Genomic DNA, 17,030 nt, shown 5'->3' on the forward strand with positions numbered 1-17,030 from the left:
AGGCCATTAAGCCCTAGTGACGCCATGGCGACCCTTTGGGGCAGCGGCGTCAAGGTGAATTGGCAGCAGCTTTATGCATTGGCGAGCGGCGAGCATGTCTCTCATGGATCGTTCGTGCCTCAGCATCGAGAGCATACAAGTTCGGATCCGACGTTTTGCCGTTTGCGCGCCTCTCGCCAGCTGGCAGAAAGTCTCGGAACATCAGGCGACCTCATCCGCTGATATTGACGGCGGCGCAAAGGTGCCGGTCCCACAGTCCTCAATTCCGCTGCGCGTGGGAAACTATTGTGGAAACCCGAGAAGAGGGAAGCAACAATCGCAAGCTAAACCAGCCCCAAGGACGCCGGGGCCGCAACAGGAGGTCGAAGCCGCAAACCTGCAATCATGTAAATCTTGCGATTATTGGCCCGCATTTCGGACGTGCCCATCGCACCTGCGAATCTCACGGGCGTGGCATCAAAGCAGGCAAATCTATACGTGGGATATTGCAGATCTCGCGCGGTCTGGTAACGCCTGACGGACAGCAATGTTCGGAGCCCGATAGACACCTCCTGCTTCCGACAATAGACTCCTAATTAAAGACCGGTCAGATCCGAGCAGGGCGAGCTTTTATGGCCGCAGACCGTGTGGAACGGCGACTGAGTGCTATTTTCGTAGCCGATGTGGCTGGCTACAGCCGCCTAATGGGTGCTGACGAGGAGGGCACGCACGCCCGGCTGAACGAGCATCTATCCGCGCTCCTCTATCCCGAGATTGAAAAGCACAGCGGCCGCCTCATCAGAAGCGCCGGCGATGGAATCTTGGTGGAGTTCGCGAGCGTGGTTAGCGCGATGCGATGCGCCATCGCGATACAGCGTGGCATGATCACCCGAAACACCGATGTGCGCATGGAGCAAAGAATCGAGTTCCGCATCGGCATCAATGCCGGCGACATCATGATAGATGAGGGCGACATCTTCGGGGATGGGGTAAATGTCGCGGCTCGGCTCGAGGCGCTTTGCGAGCCTGGCGGCATCTGCGTGTCGAAACGCGTACGAGAGGATACGCAAGATAAGCTTGACGTCGAATTCGAGGATCGTGGCGAGCATCAACTGAAGAACATTGCCCGGCCGGTGCGGGTCTATCGCGTGTCGTTCGGCAACGCTCCGCCGCGACCGCCTCTTACACTTCCCGAGAAGCCCTCCGTCGCTGTCCTGGCTTTTGAGAACATGAGTCGCGACCCGGATCAGGAATACTTCGCGGATGGAATCTCTGAAGACATTATTACCGAGTTGTCTCGCTTCTCCGACTTGTTCGTGATCGCCCGCAATTCGAGTTTTCGATACAAGGGCAAAGCGGTTGATTTACGTCAGGTGGGTCAAGAACTCGGCGTGCGCTACGTTCTTGAGGGCAGCGTTCGTCGGGGCAATGACCGGGTTCGGATCACGGCGCAATTGATTGATGCTGCAAGTGGCGTCCATCGCTGGGCCGAGCGGTATGATCAAAAGTTACAGGATGTATTTACGATCCAGGACGACGTCGCGCGGACGATCGCCGCAATTCTGGTCGCCCATGTGAACATGGCGGAAGCCGAACGTACCTTGCTCAAGCCGCCCGCGACTTGGCAGGCCTACGATCACTACATGCGCGCGGCTGCGGCTTGGATATCCTTCCAATCCTCCTGGCAAATGGCAGAACTGTTGCGCACGCGAGGGCATCTTGCCGATTCGCTGGCCCTCGATCCGAACTATGCACGTTGCTATGCAATGCTGGCCAGCACTCACAGGGTGGCTTGGCTCAATCCCTTGAACGATGAGTATTTGAGCCCCACTATCCTCGACCTGGCCATCAACTTGGCCCGCACGGCAATTGCGCACAATCCGGGTCTGCCCGAAGCCTACGCCGAGTTGGGCTATAACATCATCCGCAGGCGTGACTTTGATGCAGCAACCGCCGCCGCCGAAAGAGCGCTTGCGCTAAACCCCAACTTCGCGGACTACCGCCTTGCGCAAATATTCTACTCGGTGGGGGACCCGGCCAGAGCTATTGCCATCGCCAAGTTGCAAATGCGCCTTGATCCATTCCATCCGCATTTTGCGCCGTTGATGGCTGGCGTAGCTCACTACCACCTCAAAGAGTACAATGATGCCCAGCATTGGTTGGCTGAAGCGGTTGGACGAGCGCCCAATCACCAGTATGGCCACGCATTCTTGGCCGCGACCTACGCTCAGCTGGGACGAATGGAAGATGCTCGTGCAGAGGCAAGCGAGGTTCTGCGCCTGAATCCAAGATACAGTATTGGCGGCACCCAGAAGCAAGTGTCCATTCTCAAACGCGCCGAAGACTTGGAGCACCTGGTTGACGGGCTACGAAAGGCCGGCCTTCCACTATAATCGCTGGCGAATGGGGTGCGGCAAGCAGCCGCCATCTAACGCGGTGGCCGCTCTGCCGCTCGCAGGCCTCCAGACGAATTCATTTGAGCTCCGGCCGGCCATTGCCAAATCCGCGGCAGAATCACCTGAACCAACCAGGCGATCGAGCTCTTCGTGCAGCACATGAGGGCGGTTCTCGGCCTGCCCAACGAGAAGCGGGCCAACCGCCAGGATGTGTATTCGATCGGCCTGATGCCAACCGTCGCTTCCGACCAGTGTCGCGGCGGTCGTGGCGGTGAAGGATATTCTGCGAGCCGAAACTCCAGAGCGGAGCTGAACGCAGGGTAGACTTAGACTTTCATTTCGCTGGATTGAAGGCTTGCCTCGAGGGATCATCGACACTTAATTGTACCATCCGCCAGTGCCCGCCTTATTTGTTCTGCCCTTTCCTTGGACAGCTTTTCGGCCAAGCTGTGGTCCCTTAAAAGCGCCGGCCCCTTGCGCTCTCGATCGTAAACCATCCAGCCGGAGGTCCCCATTCGAACGAGGAACCTGGACTGTTGCGGAGGTAATTCGTGGTTCAATAGTTCCTCCTTCATTGGCCTGCTACGTGCAATTCGCGCCAGTGTCCCAGGGAAAGACGATACTCGTGTCAGGAAAACACGCTCCGCGCTTTATTCCTGAACCGGGACACTGGAAGTGCACGGCCCGTGCCACTGGCCGAGTCATATTCGATAGCGCGTTCGTGGGATCCCTGCAGAGGGGCATGCAAACGCCTCGTGAAATTGATCACCTCTCGCCGGTCTAGCCGCCCATGCTTCCGGTCGGCGTCGCTGTGTCCTGTAGGCCGGCAGAACTGGTCCGGTGCTGACCGGATCGGCCCGGAAGAGTTGCCCGATCAGCTAGCCGAAGATTGTCGCTGCGATCCTCAATCCAGAGCGGCAGCAGGTCCGAAGAGCCTCGCCCTTCGCTCCCGCGAGCCTTGGTCTATGACTTGTCTCGTCATCAAGTGCGCGTGAGATGTGAGGCCGTTCACACGTGATGATCGCGAGATGACTTAGGCGGGCGTAGCAGCTTCGGTCTTGGAGACCATGATGTCATTAGTCAGGAACGAAAGCTGGTCGGGAACAGCTACAGCGTCGATGCTCGGCATTCTCATTGTCGTCGCGCTTGTCTTTGCACTCGTTGGTTATTTGGAGTGGTCCTCAAATGCCAATCTGAGCGAATTCATCAGCCGGACCGAGCTCGCGGTGGCTGCCTCAACTCCGATCCTACCGCTCAATGGACCAAGAGCTTGCGAGCTCGGCAGGAAGTTGCCGGCGCTTTCCGTGCCTCTCGAATGAAGCCGTCGAAGCGACTGCGCCAATCAACCGTCAAGAAAGCACGTCTTCGAGCTTGAATACAGCGTGCCAGCAGCACGATTGCCCATCCGCGAACGACTAAAGGCCGCAGCATATTATGGAAATATAAATTCCGATGGCCCATCAATTCTGATGACTTCTCGCTTCAGAGAGTCATCATTAATTTCGCCAGCCTTTACAAGAAGCCACACCGGCCGTCTGGGCATCCAACCGGGTCAGCGCCGCAAGGATGGAGCCGCGGAACAGGGGCTTGCCTCCTGCTGGGTGCGCGGTTCTGACGTTGACGGCGGCGAACTCGGTCGACCGCCCGACCTGACGATTTCCGGCGGGCAAAATGGGGCGGCGAGTTGACGCCATCGAATCCAGGCGGGCTGCCTGGGGACTGGGATTTGCGAAAGGCGCCGCCCGTCCCGAACAGAGCGCCGGGTGATGCGGAGGAGCTTACTAAGCCATACGGGACCAGGCTCCGGATCCGTAATCGAGCATGCTCCTGCGCGCTGTTGGGCTACAAACTGGTAGGACGAAGTCCTAGCATGGGTGCGGCTGCGATCGCCCTTGCCATGTTACGAGACGGGTGGGCAAATTACATGACCAACTGAACTTCAATCGCGCGGCTTGGATCCCATGAATAGGCTCTACCCGCTAGTTCTGGAGCACCGGCTTCCGAGCCTGGTTCGGTACTGTATCTCAGCGTGCATTATGGTGATGTGCGCGGTACTGCAGATCGCGCTTCAGATGGAGACCGGGGCGCCAGGATACTTCTTGCTACTCCCCGGCGTGTTTCTGTCGGGCCTGATTTTCGATCGCGGGTCCGGAATATTCGCGGCGATCATCGCGATCGCGGTGGGCGCCTACGTCACCTACGCAGGCCACCTCGGCATTGATTTCCTTGCGCCGAATGCGCTCTTTGTTATCACGGCCGCCGGGACAGCCACCATTGCAGAATTCCAGCGAGCCGAACTCCGGCGGGTCATGCTGGCGGACAAGACGAGACTGTGCTGCTGCAGGAGATGGCGCACCGGACGAAAAACAATCTTGCTATTCTCGGCGGCATGATCCGGCTTGAGGCAAGGCACGGCGGGCCGGAGGTCGCGGCTGCGCTAGAGGCAACAGCGCGCAGAGTGCAGGTGATGGCCGAGGTGTACGATCATCTCTTGCTCAAGGAGGACTCGCGCTCGGTGAATATGCGCTATTTCTTGAATGACGTTGTCGAAAAGGTCTTCCATTCCTTGGCTCCGTCCGGGCCGGTCGCCTTCCAGGTGGTCTGCGACGATATCGACCTGCCGAACAATCACGCGCTCGCGATAGGCATGATTACGAACGAGCTCGTCACGAACTCACTGAAGTACGCCTTTCCCGCCGACAGTCCGGGCCATATCGTAGTCTCGTTATCTAAAGGGGACGGCATCGAGTTGTCGACCTCCGACAATGGCGTCGGCCTCCGAGAGGGAGCGCACTCGGGCGGCCTGGGCTCTCGAATCGTGCTTCTGCTGACCGAGCAGCTCGAAGGCGAAATCAACTACGAACAACTGGATCCAGGTCTGCTCGTTCGGGTGCGGGCCCATCCGCGGTAGCCTTTCTAGTTGGCAAATTGGTCTATCTGAAGCAAGCCACCATTGCTGCCAGGATCGTCGACGTACTCGGATCCATAGCGAACCTGCTTGCCGTGAACGGCAGAAACTTAGATGTAGACAGTCGCAAAGCTCCTTACGATGAAGCAGGCGCTCAGACAGCTCTGACGCTTCTCGATGGCGATGACTCCCGGAAGGCGAGTAGTTCCAGTAGAGTCGTGGAGTCTTCAATCACCTCTCAGCGAAACGCGCGCGACTGCGACGACATCGTTACGCGCATCAGCTTCTCCCTACACGAAGCTCGACTCTGTGAGTTCCAGCGCCGCGAACGTCCGAGCGTGGAGAGGGCGATTGACCATCGGATGCGCTGAGGTCGCCCGGCAGCTCCGCGAGCTTCTGGATCGGCTTGGTGTGCACCGAATTCGCCTTTGGACGGGGTCTCCGGTCAGCGAAGGGCGACGGCGCATGAGCCAGAGCGGTTCCGCGCGCATGGGCAGCTCAGGAGCAGCTACCGCCTCGAGCACGCCGAATCCTCATCGTAGTAGCGCTCGCCTTTGCGGTCCTCCGCTATTGGAGTGGTCCTCAGACGCGAATTTGGCCGAATTCACGCGCGGACCGATGTGGTCGCGGTTGGCTCGGCTCCGATGCTGCCGCTCAAGGGCCGAACAGTTTGCGAGCACGGTAGGAGCCCGTCTCCGGCGCCCGGTACCGCTCGAATGACACCGGTCGAAATGACCCCGACTGATTCATCGCCGGGAAAGTACGACAACAGGATTGGTTACAATGCGCCGGCAGCGCCGCGAGAAAATGACTGCAGCAGCATCCATGATGCGGTTTCTGGCGCCAGGGCGCGTGGCGCCCGTCACTGGATTGCGAGACCGATGCGAACCGCGCCGATTATTTCAACGGGCCGCTTTGTCCGAAACGTGCAATGCTGTGCTGGAAGTGCAGCAGTCGGTTCATAAAATCCCACGACGCAATTTTTGCTAGTTGCGCGCTTAGGTCGAAAGGCATTCGATAACAACCAATTTACGGTGAGGTTGATCGCAGTGGCCCTCGGCCCCTCAGAAACCTGCCACTATAAATTTTAAGCCTGGGGATTTGGCATGTTGAGGCCGGCAGTCAATTTGATCGCACTTTTTTCTGGTTGTGTGCTTGCCGGATGCGGGTTGCACGTCCCAGAGATCCGCGATTTTCCCAACGGTGGGTCATACGCCTCCAATAATGCTTTGGTGCAGGCAATCGTTCGGAGCGTTCATTGCGAACTTGAGGATGCAGTCACCAGGGTTCTCAACGCAAGAGCCGGATCGCCTGATGCTCTTTTCTTGCGCAAGTGGGGCGCTCAGGTTGCACTCACTATTCAGCTTGAAGAGAAGTCGACGGCTAACCCGACGGCTATTTGGTTCCCTCCGTCGCCACCTTCGTCGATCTTCAGTTTGAGCGGCACATTCAATGGGTCAGCAGATGCCACTCGTGTGGATAAAGTGAACTTCTATTACAAGGTGAGCGAGCTCTATCTGGGGCCAAACGGAAGATGTGAGCGCGACACCACCGCGCCAACTGACTCATTACTAATTCAGAGCGACCTGAAATTGGCAGAATGGCTCGACGCGATGGTCAATGGGGTCGCCACAGGGCAAATCACGAGTGTCGGTAAGCAAAATGTGCTTTCCCATCAAGTAACGTTCGAAATCGATACTAGCGGAAGCATTACTCCTGCATGGAAGCTCGTGAGAGCGAGTTTCAATCAAAGCGGAAACCTATTATCGGCTTTGCGCAATCGCAAGCATGACCTCGTGGTGACCTTCGCGCCCCTGGATAAGACGCAGAACGGAAACTTCCTAATCCCAATCGGCGAAAGTACGCATATTGCGTCGCAGTTAACCAGCGGCATTACGACCGGCTTCAAAAGCGCCCTGGGGCAATAGAATCTCTACACGTAGATCTTTGATCGGAGGATTATAATGACCAAGAAAGCAAAAAAGCGCGCTGTCAAGAAAGCAAGAAAAATAAGCGCGGAAGTCACCTCCGAGACTCTGTCGGATTCGGATGATCCAGCAATGAATGCTCTGGCTGACCGAGTTGCGCGTTGTAATAAGCCGCCGCTCAAATGGCTCAAGCAAGCTGATGGGTCATGGCTGGAATGCTCCCTTCGATCAGACTGCACCTACGGCAACTGTCACGAGGTCAGTGTTAATGAGGTGCCACCCGAAGTCCGCAACGCTTGAATGGCGCGCGTGACCGGACTGCGGGAGCCGCCTCAAGCTCTCAAACCGAGCGAACTCACGGCCCGGAAATATTCGCCGGCTAAAGGCCCAGCTTGGCAAGCCGTTAATCGGTGGCATTAGCGAAGCGATCCTGTCATTTTATTCCGGGCAGATATTGGTCGTTCGGTCCTGCAATCAACTCTTCCTCGCAGCGTACTCGATGTCGCTGATGCTCCGATGCCGACCAAATATCGCAGCACAGTGAACGGATGCGATAGGCCAAACGCCGTTGCGGTTTGTCGGAGCCGCCAACGACAACGCCATGACATGTGATTTCAGACGCGCCGTTTTTGTTGCGCTGGCTTCTAGCTGACTTGATTCTCTATTGGAGGAGCGCACCTATGGCAAAATTACAGTAGCTGAAGAAAAAATCCGCGATCACTCATCCCGCCAAGTGGCTCAGATCACGATTCGCAACCAACACCTCGTCTATGAGGTCGACCCGACATTGTGTCGTTTAATGGCTGCTTCGATCTCCAGTTCGACCAGTCTGGCAAGACCAAACTCCCGCCAATCATTCGTCAATAACCAATTGAGGCACTGAGCCTCGGAGAAGTTATCCTCGACTATGAAATTCGAAAGAGACGTCACGCTCGATCTCGAAAGGCCGAGCGCCATCAGCGAAAGCTGAGTCCGCTTCGACACGCCAAACTCCAGATACAGCCAAAAGTCTTCCGTCGGAGGCAGAATTTCTTCCCTACCGCGGGCAATCAGCACCGTTCGCAAGATATCGAGATATGCATGAAGATATTTTGGCGTCTCGAAGCGGGCGATCCGTTCCACTCTCTCCATCGTTTCCCTAATGACGGAAGTTTCGGATTTGGAAGGCCGCTTCCTCGACCAATAGCGAATTTGATTGTCGATAATACGGCTGAGAGGCAAGCCCCGCATCCACTCGATGACGAGACGAGCATTGCCATAAGCGGAACTCCCGCTTCCTAGGCCCGCTCCCAAATGATCCGTGAGGCGCGAAAAAATCTCAATGAAGTTGTTTATTGCATCTTCCCGGCTATCCCCTTTCTCATCTTGAATAGTGGCCTCGCTCAGGGGATCGATCGGGAGCAGGCCTTCCAATTCAATATCCGGCTTCGCCAGAAAATGTCTTTGCAAATCATTCATGCCCCACGGATTGATGCCTGGATTTCGCAGAACGATCTGTGCCGACACTTCGAGGTTCGCCAGAAGTTCGTCCACGGCCGTCGACAAGGTAGAGATCTCGTGTTCCGTCAAAGCGTCTATGCTTGGCGAGCCGATGATTGAACCATAAGCGATACGGCGGAAGATGAGATAGGACAGAAGGTATTCGTAGAAGCGGTTTTTTGTCGCTCCCGTACGGGATCGCGCATACTGTATGAACTCTGAAAATTCGGAAGCCAGACGCTGTGTAGCGATCCGTATCGTCTGCTTACGCTTGGATCGTGGCGCGCTTCCATCGAACCATTCCGCTTCATGCAAGGGATCGATACAGAAAATGTTCCCCTGAAACTCTTTACCCCAGCGGCCAGCGCGACCAGCCAGATTCCAGAAGTCCTCTGGTTTCATGAGCTCCTTCTGGCCCCGCTTTGGATTTCTCATGAATACGCTGCGGCAGGACAGATTGACGCCCTCGATCAGTGTGGACGTGCAAACGAGGAAGTTGATTTTACCCGCTGAGAAGAGCCGCTCTACTTCAGTTCTGATCAGTTGAGGAATGTTGCCGTAGTGAAAAGCGACGCCCTTTCTGACAAACCGGCGAAGTTTGAATTTTGGATGCACCGCCTTTTCGCAGAGCTCGCTCAGCGCTGACAGCTCTGGATCCGGTATTTCATGCTTGATGAACTGGCAAAGGATCTCCGCAACGGTCTCGGCGTCGGCCGCCCGATTGACATAAATCACATTGCCGCCGGACCTCCCCAATTCATACGCAATGAAGGGCAGTTTCTGGGTCGCAGAAGGTCGGTCGGATAGCGTTAGCTGGCCTATCTTTGCCGGCTCTTGGTCAGCAAGCAGGCTTAAGTTCCAAACCTTAGGTGTTCCCCTTATCTGCTCCACCCAAATCAAATTCTGGTTCACCGTCGGTTTGGTGCCGGTGACCGCGGTTACGCGTTTGCCTTCAGGAGCAAATTGCAACAAACTTTGCGGATTGTCCGTCGAAGGGCTTGCAAATAAGAATTTCGAGCTTGGAAATTCGCTTTGTGCGAGCTCAAGAACTTGCTGCAAGAGCACCCCGCGTTGATTTGCCCCGATCTGCTGCGCCTCATCGATCACGATTAAATCGGCCGGCTTGCGAGAAGCGCGACGCAGCATGTACAGATGGAAACGTTCCTGCGTGTAAATGTAGATGTTGTGCGGTTTTGCGTTGTTGAAGGAAAGCGGAAGCGACGTGATATTGATATCATGCTTTTGGCCCACAAGGTTCCGAAGGTCGCTTTCGACCTGCGATATCAAGGCACGCGTCGGAACCAGAAAGAATGTAGTTGATCCCGTTCTCGTCAGAACGACATTTTCGATCCACTTTTTTCCAGCACGTAGGACTTGCCGGCAGAAGTGGGAGCTGACGCACTTACCCAGTCGTGCGTCTGTAGTGCTCTCCACAGCGCCTGCTGAAAATCGTTGCCAATAAATTCCCTGGGCGAGCCTATATTGACGGTCGAGGCGATCTGGTGGGATGCGATATCGAAAGACAGGCTCGACGGGAGACGTTCCAGGACGTCGGCTGGCAACAAGTTGCGCTTGATGGCGACTTGAACGGTTGGATTGTTTGAAGCCTTCGCGAGAACTGCGGCCGCGAAAGCCCGCTCATTTTGTTCGTTGCCAGATGAAAGGCACGAGTGAAGTATGCGCAACCCAGCGTCGTGATACAGCTCTGAATCGCTGTTGAGAAAAATATTCGCGCATCGAACGAGATGAAACCAGTCGCGCTTGGCGGTGGAAGGCTGCTCCGCAAGGGCTGGAAAATCCCCAGCCACAGCGCTCAACGTTATCTCTCTGACGGCTGCCTGCAGACCACCGTCATTCCATATCAATTCGGCAAGCGCTTGTACCGTCACGGCGTCAACCCCAACGACGTTTTCATTGCGTTACGAAAGTCGTCACAAAATCCGAACGGCACATAGAAAATGTGGATCTCGAAACTTTCGATCCCGCGGTTTACCGCGCGCGATTTGGCCATTTTGCACCAATCGGGGAATGCCGCCTTCACTTTGGCCGTGAATTCGGCCTGTTTGATCTGATTAGGCTTTTGTGGGTAATCGTAATCGAATCCCACGAGACAGAGTCCCCGCCACGAAACCTTGTTAAAAGCGACCGAGTGTGGATTGATCGAGTCCAGAATTTGCTTCTGCAATTCGGCGTCGGCGAGATCCATGTAATGGTCGAGAAGTGCGAGTTCACGTCTTTTGTCCGACCCACCTGTTCCCGGCCCAAGGAGAAAAGGCTTTAGGCCGTCGAAGGCCTCCGATAACGCTCCATCGAGATCTTTATGGACCTTCGATTCGCACCAATAAATGGCGAGCTCCTCGGGTCCATCTCCTGGCCCGCAATGCACACCGTCCAACCCGTGGAAATGCATCTCGCCATCGGTCTTGAGGTCCATTTTGCAAAGCAACTGCGGCAATTTCAAAAAGCTCTCGGCGAGAACAAACAGCAGCATCTCTCCCTGCTCGCCGGACATCCCGTGCTTTTTGAAGGTGTCGATCGCACGGCGCCGCAGCCTTTCATTTTTCAAACGGGCTTCCAGATCTGTTGATGAGCTTGCAGCCATCAGCAACCGACGGGGCGTGACGTAATCGAGCAGCCAGTTCGCCACTTCATCCGTGAAGTCAGAGAGGCGAGGCAAGGAGCTGCCGTCGAGCGCGACATGATGGCAATGGGCAACGGCTTTTGTACCGTCTACCGCGGCGTGCGTTGTGACAGTTGTAAAAACCGCTGAAAGATCGAGACCCCGCCGGGTTAAGGCCGCCAAGCGCTCGGCAAGCGTCATCCCTGACGCGACAGAAGTATCCATAAAGCAGATCGCCAAACCGAAAAACTAATACTAAGAAGAACCCAACTATTTGGCAAACTTGGTCCGTCGAACTCCTGTGAGTTGAGTATCACTTGCAATGAACAGACGACGAACATTTCGCCACTATCCGGGACGACTGGGGCTGCCGTGTCATGATACCGGCACAGCAGTTGATGACCATCGTTCTGCGAATCGGTCTGTAGGACCGTATGTCCTTTCTGGATGTCGGCGGTGAGGTGGTTCGCTCTACACTGGGCGGTATTGAAACGAGGATTGCTTAAGGAGCCTATTCTCACGCCAGGAGAACGAACCGTGGAAGATTATAACGAGGTTTCCGTAGGTTTGGACGTTGCCAAAGATCGGCGTGCCGTTACGATTGCCGGGAGCGAGCGCGATTGTGCGGTGTGATACCGGCTTGAGAGAAGCGCACACGCGGGGCTGGTTCGTTTATGTTTCCCTATAGATTAGCCGGGCCATGTTCGTCTTTCAAATATTTGAAGCTCTAACCATTTCGGAAGCCTGCCCAACCAAAAGTCGAGCCATTCCAGGGCCGCGAGATCTTCGCCGAGCCGTGAGTTGATCTCGATCGCGTAAACCGGGGCCCCCATTGAGAGCGAAAGCCAACGGCCACTGGTCAGAGGTCCCAGAGATGAGGCGTTCTCACCGTCGAACCAGTCGGCGTCGACTGCATCAAACAGCGCATACTCTGATCGATTCCATTCGATCAGTCGTGCGTAGACTCTGCCGGGAACCTTAAAAGCACATTCAGGCAGGAAAAAGTGGTTCAGTCTCATGGGGGATGTCGGCTCGCTAGTTGAACTCGTAATCAATAAATAATTCGCCCGTGGCCGGGATTTTGAACTGATCCGGGAGCTCGCCAGCCGTCTTCTCAGCCTTGGTCTTTTGCGTCGCTACTTGATCGCTCCTTGCCAGTTGACCTTCCATTCGCCCGCGCAGAGCGTCCAGCAAGGGCCCTCGAGGAACCTGGTTATATGCGTGGATCTGCGTAGAGCACATCCCAACGCAGCCGAGCCTCATAGCTGCCACTGCATCCTTGGGCGTCGCATTTGCACTGCCATGATGACCTACTTTGTAGAAGTCGATCTTCCCCAGGATCGACTTGGCGTTTTTGGTCAGCTCGGTATGGCCCGGGGTTCCATATGCCCCGCCGTACAGAAAGTTTTCCCAGTTGCCCCATTGGGCGTCACCGGCAAACAGCAAATGCCTTCCTCGAAAGCTGAACAAGACAACGAGGCTTTGGTTATTCAAGGTATTATCCGCGGACTTGGCGCGAGCCGCTAAGACGTCGGGCTGCGCGGCATCGATCAAGCGGATTATCGTTTGATCGTCATAAATCCTGAAAGCGTCACTGGGATAGCCGTTCTTGTCGGTGCAAAATGCCTTGGGAAACGGTCGCACCACTTCGTCATCTGTCTCGATCTCGTCAGACAAATACTGCTGATTCACCTTGGTCATTTGCGAGATGAGCTTGGGATCAATCGGCGGACCGAGGATCTGGGCGGATAGACCGGCATCAGTGAGACTCTTGGGCAAGATAGGCTGGTCGCCGGCCTTGTAGTAATCATGGTCCGCCTCGTTCTTGAAGCCCCTGTGAAGGACGTCCAAGGCCTTTTGATTTTTTGACCCGCCGCCGGCGGCTGCCATCCCTCCGGTGATATTGTCGACCATATCCTTGAGCATTGACGAATCGCTGCCGCCTCGCGCGGCGAATCTCGCCGAAAGATTATCCGCGATCGAAGTGAGGCTCGCCTGAAAAGCCATCGCGGTGTCGTTCTTTGGATCCTCGAACCAAGGCATCCAAACACGCTCGACCGTGAAGCCGCTAAAAATGTCGCTGCAGGTCGCAAAGCCCGATATGTGGTCGGCATGTCGATGCGTCATGATGACGAGCGCGAGCTTGGAGCCACAATCGTTAGCCATCTGCTGCACCGCATCCCGGATGCTCCCGAGGTCCTGCGCGTGAACGCCGCAGTCTATCAGAACATGCTCGCTCGCCCCGCCGGCCACCGGCACAGTCAAGAGAAAGAAATCGCCAAAACCAACGCGAAACATTCGTACCCGTAGCCCTCGGGCGCTCTCGTTTGAAGAAGGATCGGTCGAAGGCGAGCTCGTGTCCTTCCCGCGCGGAGGCATCTTCGCGGCCTTGCCGCCCTTCCTGGCAGGTGCCTTTGCCGTCTTGTTCCGAACTTTGGGGGCGGATGTTTTCTTGGGTGCCATGATTAAGCTCCGGCGTGCAGTAAGCCGAAATCAAGCTGGAAGCGTGCGTCGTCTCCTGCTTCGCCGACCTCGCCACTTTCAATCTTGAGGCTGATCGCGCGGCCGCTCGAGGCATAGTATGTCCGCACGCGATCCTCGCGCTCAGCGCTGTGAAGCTTTGCAATCACAAACCGTATTCTCGGCGGCGGCCTCTTGTCCGCTTGCGGCGGGTCCTGAGAGATCAGCAGCGTCACGCCGTTCCGCATTGGAAAAGTACCTGAGCCAGCATCACCGAACGGCGTTCGCGCGGTTTGGACCAATTCAGCCACCATATCCACAAACAGCCGACCGTCTTCGCCCATGTGAAACATGGGATGAAACGAAAGTGCCTGGATTTTGCCGAGATTCTTATCAAACCCGAGCAGGTCACCGTACTTCTGCGCATAGGCGCGCAGAACGTCCCCGTTATTGTCCTTCTCGGACTTGGTCAATCCGTTCGGATCGCCGAATTGAAGTCCGTCGACGGTCGGGAGCGCATCTCGCCGGACTTTCGGCCAGAACAGGGATTCTTCAGAGAATGAAGCCGCTCCGTCTGCAATGATTCCGCGCAGGCGGAATGCCTGCATCAGCGCGTCGCGAACACCGTCCGGATCGTTTGGATGCAGATCGAGGTCCGCAGTCAGGACGGCGCGCAAAAAATCTCCAAAGGTGATGTCGACCGGCGGGCAGTAGTCAAGCGCTCGTGCACAAATGACGAAAAACTGCTCTGCCGTATGACTTGCTTCCGCTGCCAGGCGTTCGGCGAGCGGCGCGGGCAGATCGTCATGGTCGAGATTGCCGCCACCAGCGCGATGAATCCGAAACAGATCCGCTGTTCTGCGGATATAGATGGTGAAGTACGCATCGAACACCGCAGCGACCAGGATCGCCCCGCGATCGTGAGGTTCCGTCTTGACGTTAATGTCGTTTGAATTGGGCGGTGTGCCGAGCGCGCTGCGGAGCGCGCCGCGCAAACCGACTGCCTCTCCAAACTGGGTCGCGAGGGCGACGAGGGGATTGGCTTTTCCAATCTGCGCCTGAATGTCCGCTCCAGTCGATCCGGCCGAAATTGCCAGCTCTGGTTTGAGGTGCGAGTCGAACAATCGGCCGCCGGTTTTTTCCAAGGTGTCAAGCAGGAACTCCTTGTGTGAGAAATGCGAGAACAAAGCGGCAAGGTCCGCAAACGCCTCGTGAAATGCCGGAACGTCGATGTTGGTGGGCTCGGTAAAGAAACTTCTTATACCGTCGACGATCGCATGCGTCGTCTCGTGAGCGATAATGTCGTGTGATAAGCAAGTGAAGACGGTCTGACCCGGCAGATTGCTTCCCGGATTGGTACGACTGGCTCTGAAATACCCGAACAGGATTCCGTGCGCTTCGGGACTATAAAACGCATTCGCCTGGCACATGGCGTGAGGAAACAGATTGAGGCAACGAGACGCGCCATGGGGAACTGGAGCGGCATCAGCCGAGCGTTTGAAGCCGCGCCAATGGATACGACGTCCCAGCGCGAACTCGAACCGCTGCAGTGTTTCGCTCGCCACAGCATAAACCATCTGCTGGTGAAAGCGAGGGTCCGACTCGCATGGCGACAGACCCCCGCGGATCAAGAGTCTCGGATCGTTTAGGTCTACGGGTTGATAAAATGTCTTGTTCGCTCCGTCGTAGTCAATCACGGCAAATCGTTCGCCGATGGGACCTGGTTGAACCGCTTCATAACGTACTGATGCAGTCATGTAGTTTCCAACAAGGCGACCTGCGCTGGGATCAAATGCGTAAACGCTTAGCGGGCGTTCGCTCGGTGTCGGTATCTCCGATGACGTATAGATGTCAGGAGGTGCCGAAACCTGCGATTGGTTCCCATTGTCGCCCTGATCGCGAACTTCCTCGCAAACGATAGTTGGACGCCTCATCATGTCGCCTCACAATGCGCGAGACCAAGAGCGGCATTGCGCTGGGTGCGCGTTGCCGCTATTTCGCTTGCTCCTCAGTATTCGTCGGGAAACGGAAAGCCCGTGGGATCAGCAATCTTTATGTCAAGTGTTGTCTGCAATCCGGGAGCGATATGCTTGCGCAGTGCGGCGTCGCAGATCGCGTAGCCCCAATTCATTAGCTGATTTTGAAGTTTCAGGGGCAACCGTTCCAAACGGGTGGCGACTGCAGCCAAAGAAGCGGGCTTTCTGGTCGTACATTTCAGTGGGTCGGTCGCGAGATGGTAATCTGAAAATGAGGTGCGAATTCCCCAGAACGCGCCGGTGTGGTCACCGCGCTTGTAAGCGTCGATCAGGTATCGCTTGCGAAGACTGCGGACCTGGTTATCGATCGTGTCGAGGATACGCATGGAGTGGCGTACCCAATCGTGATGCGGATCCTCTTCGGGCGCAATCTTTTGGCCGGCATCACTCACCAGCAGCGTCTTGAAGCGTTTGGTCGTTTCCAAGCCGAGATTGTCATAGACCCCGCCATCGCTGAGTACGGCCTGCGTCGTGAACGGAGGACGGTTGAGCTGACCACCGGGCGGCGCTTCTACCTTTTGGCCGATAGGCAGGACCATGGGGGAGAGGATGGGCGGAAAGGCGGATGATGCTGCAACCGCAGTGCAAAGCGATACGTCTGGATCCTTGACCAGGCCGACGAGATAATCGCCCATGTACGGCCTTGAAAAGCGCCAGAGTGCCGAGCTTTGGACGTTGGTCGCATTGATCACAAAGCGGGGAGCCTTGTTTTGCGAATCATCGGGAAGGTCCCTTAGCCTTGCACCCTTGAATAGTACGTCGTCATACGACTGGGCGACCTTTTCGCTGATCGAAAGTGAAGAGAAAATCCCACCGATGACAGCGCCGGCGTCGACTGTGGTGTCTGCCATTGCGCGAATTCGGTCAACGAGCAGACCGAACTTTGCTGTTTTTCCGTTGCTAAACTGAAGTTCCTCCCAGAGCAGGCCCAGCACACCTGCAGTGATGGACCCGCCCGAGACACTAGATATCCTCTTCAACTTTCCCAACAGGCCGATCTCGTTGAGCCGATAAAGGGCTCCAACATGGAAGACCATGGCACGATATCCGCCGCCTGAAAGCGACAGGGCGACCCCATCTTCGATGGCTATAGATTGCTTATGCGGATCAATAAGTTCTTCTTCCATTTGAGGTCCCAGCTGCTGGCGTTCTCACAAGGTCAAATCGCAAATCGAGCGGTCACGTCCAACCGCTGGTTTGATCTCGTTCAGCAGATCTAAGCCG

13 protein-coding genes are annotated in these 17,030 nt (G+C 56.1%); 6 read left to right on the plus strand and 7 right to left on the minus strand.

The window, feature by feature from the left end; translation table 11 throughout:
- Positions 1 to 611 precede the first annotated feature (611 nt).
- From ACVMB1_RS00675 to ACVMB1_RS00700, 6 genes are all read left to right on the plus strand, one after another.
- Complete coding sequence (locus tag ACVMB1_RS00675; protein WP_456847918.1) at positions 612 to 2,372, plus strand: adenylate/guanylate cyclase domain-containing protein; 1,761 nt, start codon at positions 612 to 614, stop codon at positions 2,370 to 2,372.
- Positions 2,373 to 3,445: 1,073 nt separating this feature from the next.
- Positions 3,446 to 3,694 carry a hypothetical protein gene (locus tag ACVMB1_RS00680; protein WP_456847920.1) on the plus strand — a complete coding sequence of 83 codons (249 nt, stop codon included), beginning with the start codon at positions 3,446 to 3,448 and terminating at the stop codon, positions 3,692 to 3,694.
- A 723-nt stretch (positions 3,695 to 4,417) separates the two neighbouring features.
- Positions 4,418 to 4,768 (plus strand): hypothetical protein, encoded by a 351-nt coding sequence (locus ACVMB1_RS00685; RefSeq protein ID WP_456847922.1) that lies wholly within the window; start codon positions 4,418 to 4,420, stop codon positions 4,766 to 4,768.
- Entirely contained in the window at positions 4,708 to 5,286 is a 579-nt protein-coding gene (locus ACVMB1_RS00690) for a sensor histidine kinase (RefSeq protein WP_456847925.1), read from the plus strand. Before ACVMB1_RS00685 ends, ACVMB1_RS00690 begins: the two co-directional genes overlap by 61 nt.
- Before the next feature lie 1,103 nt (positions 5,287 to 6,389).
- Positions 6,390 to 7,211: a hypothetical protein gene (locus ACVMB1_RS00695; RefSeq protein ID WP_456847926.1), complete on the plus strand. Its 822-nt coding sequence runs from the start codon at positions 6,390 to 6,392 to the stop codon at positions 7,209 to 7,211.
- Between the two features lie 36 nt (positions 7,212 to 7,247).
- Entirely contained in the window at positions 7,248 to 7,511 is a 264-nt protein-coding gene (locus ACVMB1_RS00700; RefSeq protein ID WP_316397786.1) for a hypothetical protein, read from the plus strand.
- Between the two features lie 468 nt (positions 7,512 to 7,979).
- On the opposite strand, the gene ACVMB1_RS00705 is transcribed toward ACVMB1_RS00700, so the two are convergent.
- The 7 genes from ACVMB1_RS00705 to ACVMB1_RS00735 form a co-directional block, all read right to left on the minus strand.
- On the minus strand, positions 7,980 to 10,124 hold the full coding sequence (locus ACVMB1_RS00705) for a DEAD/DEAH box helicase (RefSeq protein ID WP_456847929.1): 2,145 nt from the start codon (positions 10,122 to 10,124) through the stop codon (positions 7,980 to 7,982).
- Positions 10,022 to 10,579, minus strand: a complete 558-nt coding sequence (locus ACVMB1_RS00710) for a hypothetical protein (protein WP_456847931.1) — start codon at positions 10,577 to 10,579, stop codon at positions 10,022 to 10,024. The genes ACVMB1_RS00705 and ACVMB1_RS00710 overlap by 103 nt, the downstream gene beginning before the upstream one ends.
- Positions 10,576 to 11,535, minus strand: coding sequence for a HamA C-terminal domain-containing protein (locus ACVMB1_RS00715; RefSeq protein ID WP_316397788.1), 960 nt, complete (start codon positions 11,533 to 11,535; stop codon positions 10,576 to 10,578). The genes ACVMB1_RS00710 and ACVMB1_RS00715 overlap by 4 nt, the downstream gene beginning before the upstream one ends.
- A 464-nt stretch (positions 11,536 to 11,999) precedes the next feature.
- Positions 12,000 to 12,329, minus strand: a complete 330-nt coding sequence (locus ACVMB1_RS00720; protein ID WP_456847933.1) for a hypothetical protein — start codon at positions 12,327 to 12,329, stop codon at positions 12,000 to 12,002.
- Positions 12,330 to 12,345: 16 nt separating this feature from the next.
- On the minus strand, positions 12,346 to 13,773 hold the full coding sequence (locus tag ACVMB1_RS00725; RefSeq protein WP_456847935.1) for an MBL fold metallo-hydrolase: 1,428 nt from the start codon (positions 13,771 to 13,773) through the stop codon (positions 12,346 to 12,348).
- A 2-nt stretch (positions 13,774 to 13,775) separates the two neighbouring features.
- Entirely contained in the window at positions 13,776 to 15,527 is a 1,752-nt protein-coding gene (locus tag ACVMB1_RS00730; RefSeq protein ID WP_456847937.1) for a peptidase M4, read from the minus strand.
- Between the two features lie 251 nt (positions 15,528 to 15,778).
- On the minus strand, positions 15,779 to 16,933 hold the full coding sequence (locus ACVMB1_RS00735) for a patatin-like phospholipase family protein (RefSeq protein ID WP_456847939.1): 1,155 nt from the start codon (positions 16,931 to 16,933) through the stop codon (positions 15,779 to 15,781).
- Positions 16,934 to 17,030 lie beyond the last annotated feature (97 nt).

Source organism: Bradyrhizobium sp. USDA 4504, assembly GCF_054063995.1.

What these genes read in the sequence shown, in the direction of transcription:
- ACVMB1_RS00720 (WP_456847933.1), bottom strand. Translation starts at nt 12,329, where the DNA reads ATGAGACTGAACCACTTTTTCCTGCCTGAATGTGCTTTTAAGGTTCCC.
- ACVMB1_RS00675 (WP_456847918.1), top strand. Translation starts at nt 612, where the DNA reads ATGGCCGCAGACCGTGTGGAACGGCGACTGAGTGCTATTTTCGTAGCC.
- ACVMB1_RS00735 (WP_456847939.1), bottom strand. Translation starts at nt 16,933, where the DNA reads ATGGAAGAAGAACTTATTGATCCGCATAAGCAATCTATAGCCATCGAA.
- ACVMB1_RS00685 (WP_456847922.1), top strand. Translation starts at nt 4,418, where the DNA reads ATGTGCGCGGTACTGCAGATCGCGCTTCAGATGGAGACCGGGGCGCCA.
- ACVMB1_RS00725 (WP_456847935.1), bottom strand. Translation starts at nt 13,773, where the DNA reads ATGGCACCCAAGAAAACATCCGCCCCCAAAGTTCGGAACAAGACGGCA.
- ACVMB1_RS00715 (WP_316397788.1), bottom strand. Translation starts at nt 11,535, where the DNA reads ATGGATACTTCTGTCGCGTCAGGGATGACGCTTGCCGAGCGCTTGGCG.
- ACVMB1_RS00730 (WP_456847937.1), bottom strand. Translation starts at nt 15,527, where the DNA reads ATGACTGCATCAGTACGTTATGAAGCGGTTCAACCAGGTCCCATCGGC.
- ACVMB1_RS00700 (WP_316397786.1), top strand. Translation starts at nt 7,248, where the DNA reads ATGACCAAGAAAGCAAAAAAGCGCGCTGTCAAGAAAGCAAGAAAAATA.
- ACVMB1_RS00680 (WP_456847920.1), top strand. Translation starts at nt 3,446, where the DNA reads ATGTCATTAGTCAGGAACGAAAGCTGGTCGGGAACAGCTACAGCGTCG.
- ACVMB1_RS00695 (WP_456847926.1), top strand. Translation starts at nt 6,390, where the DNA reads ATGTTGAGGCCGGCAGTCAATTTGATCGCACTTTTTTCTGGTTGTGTG.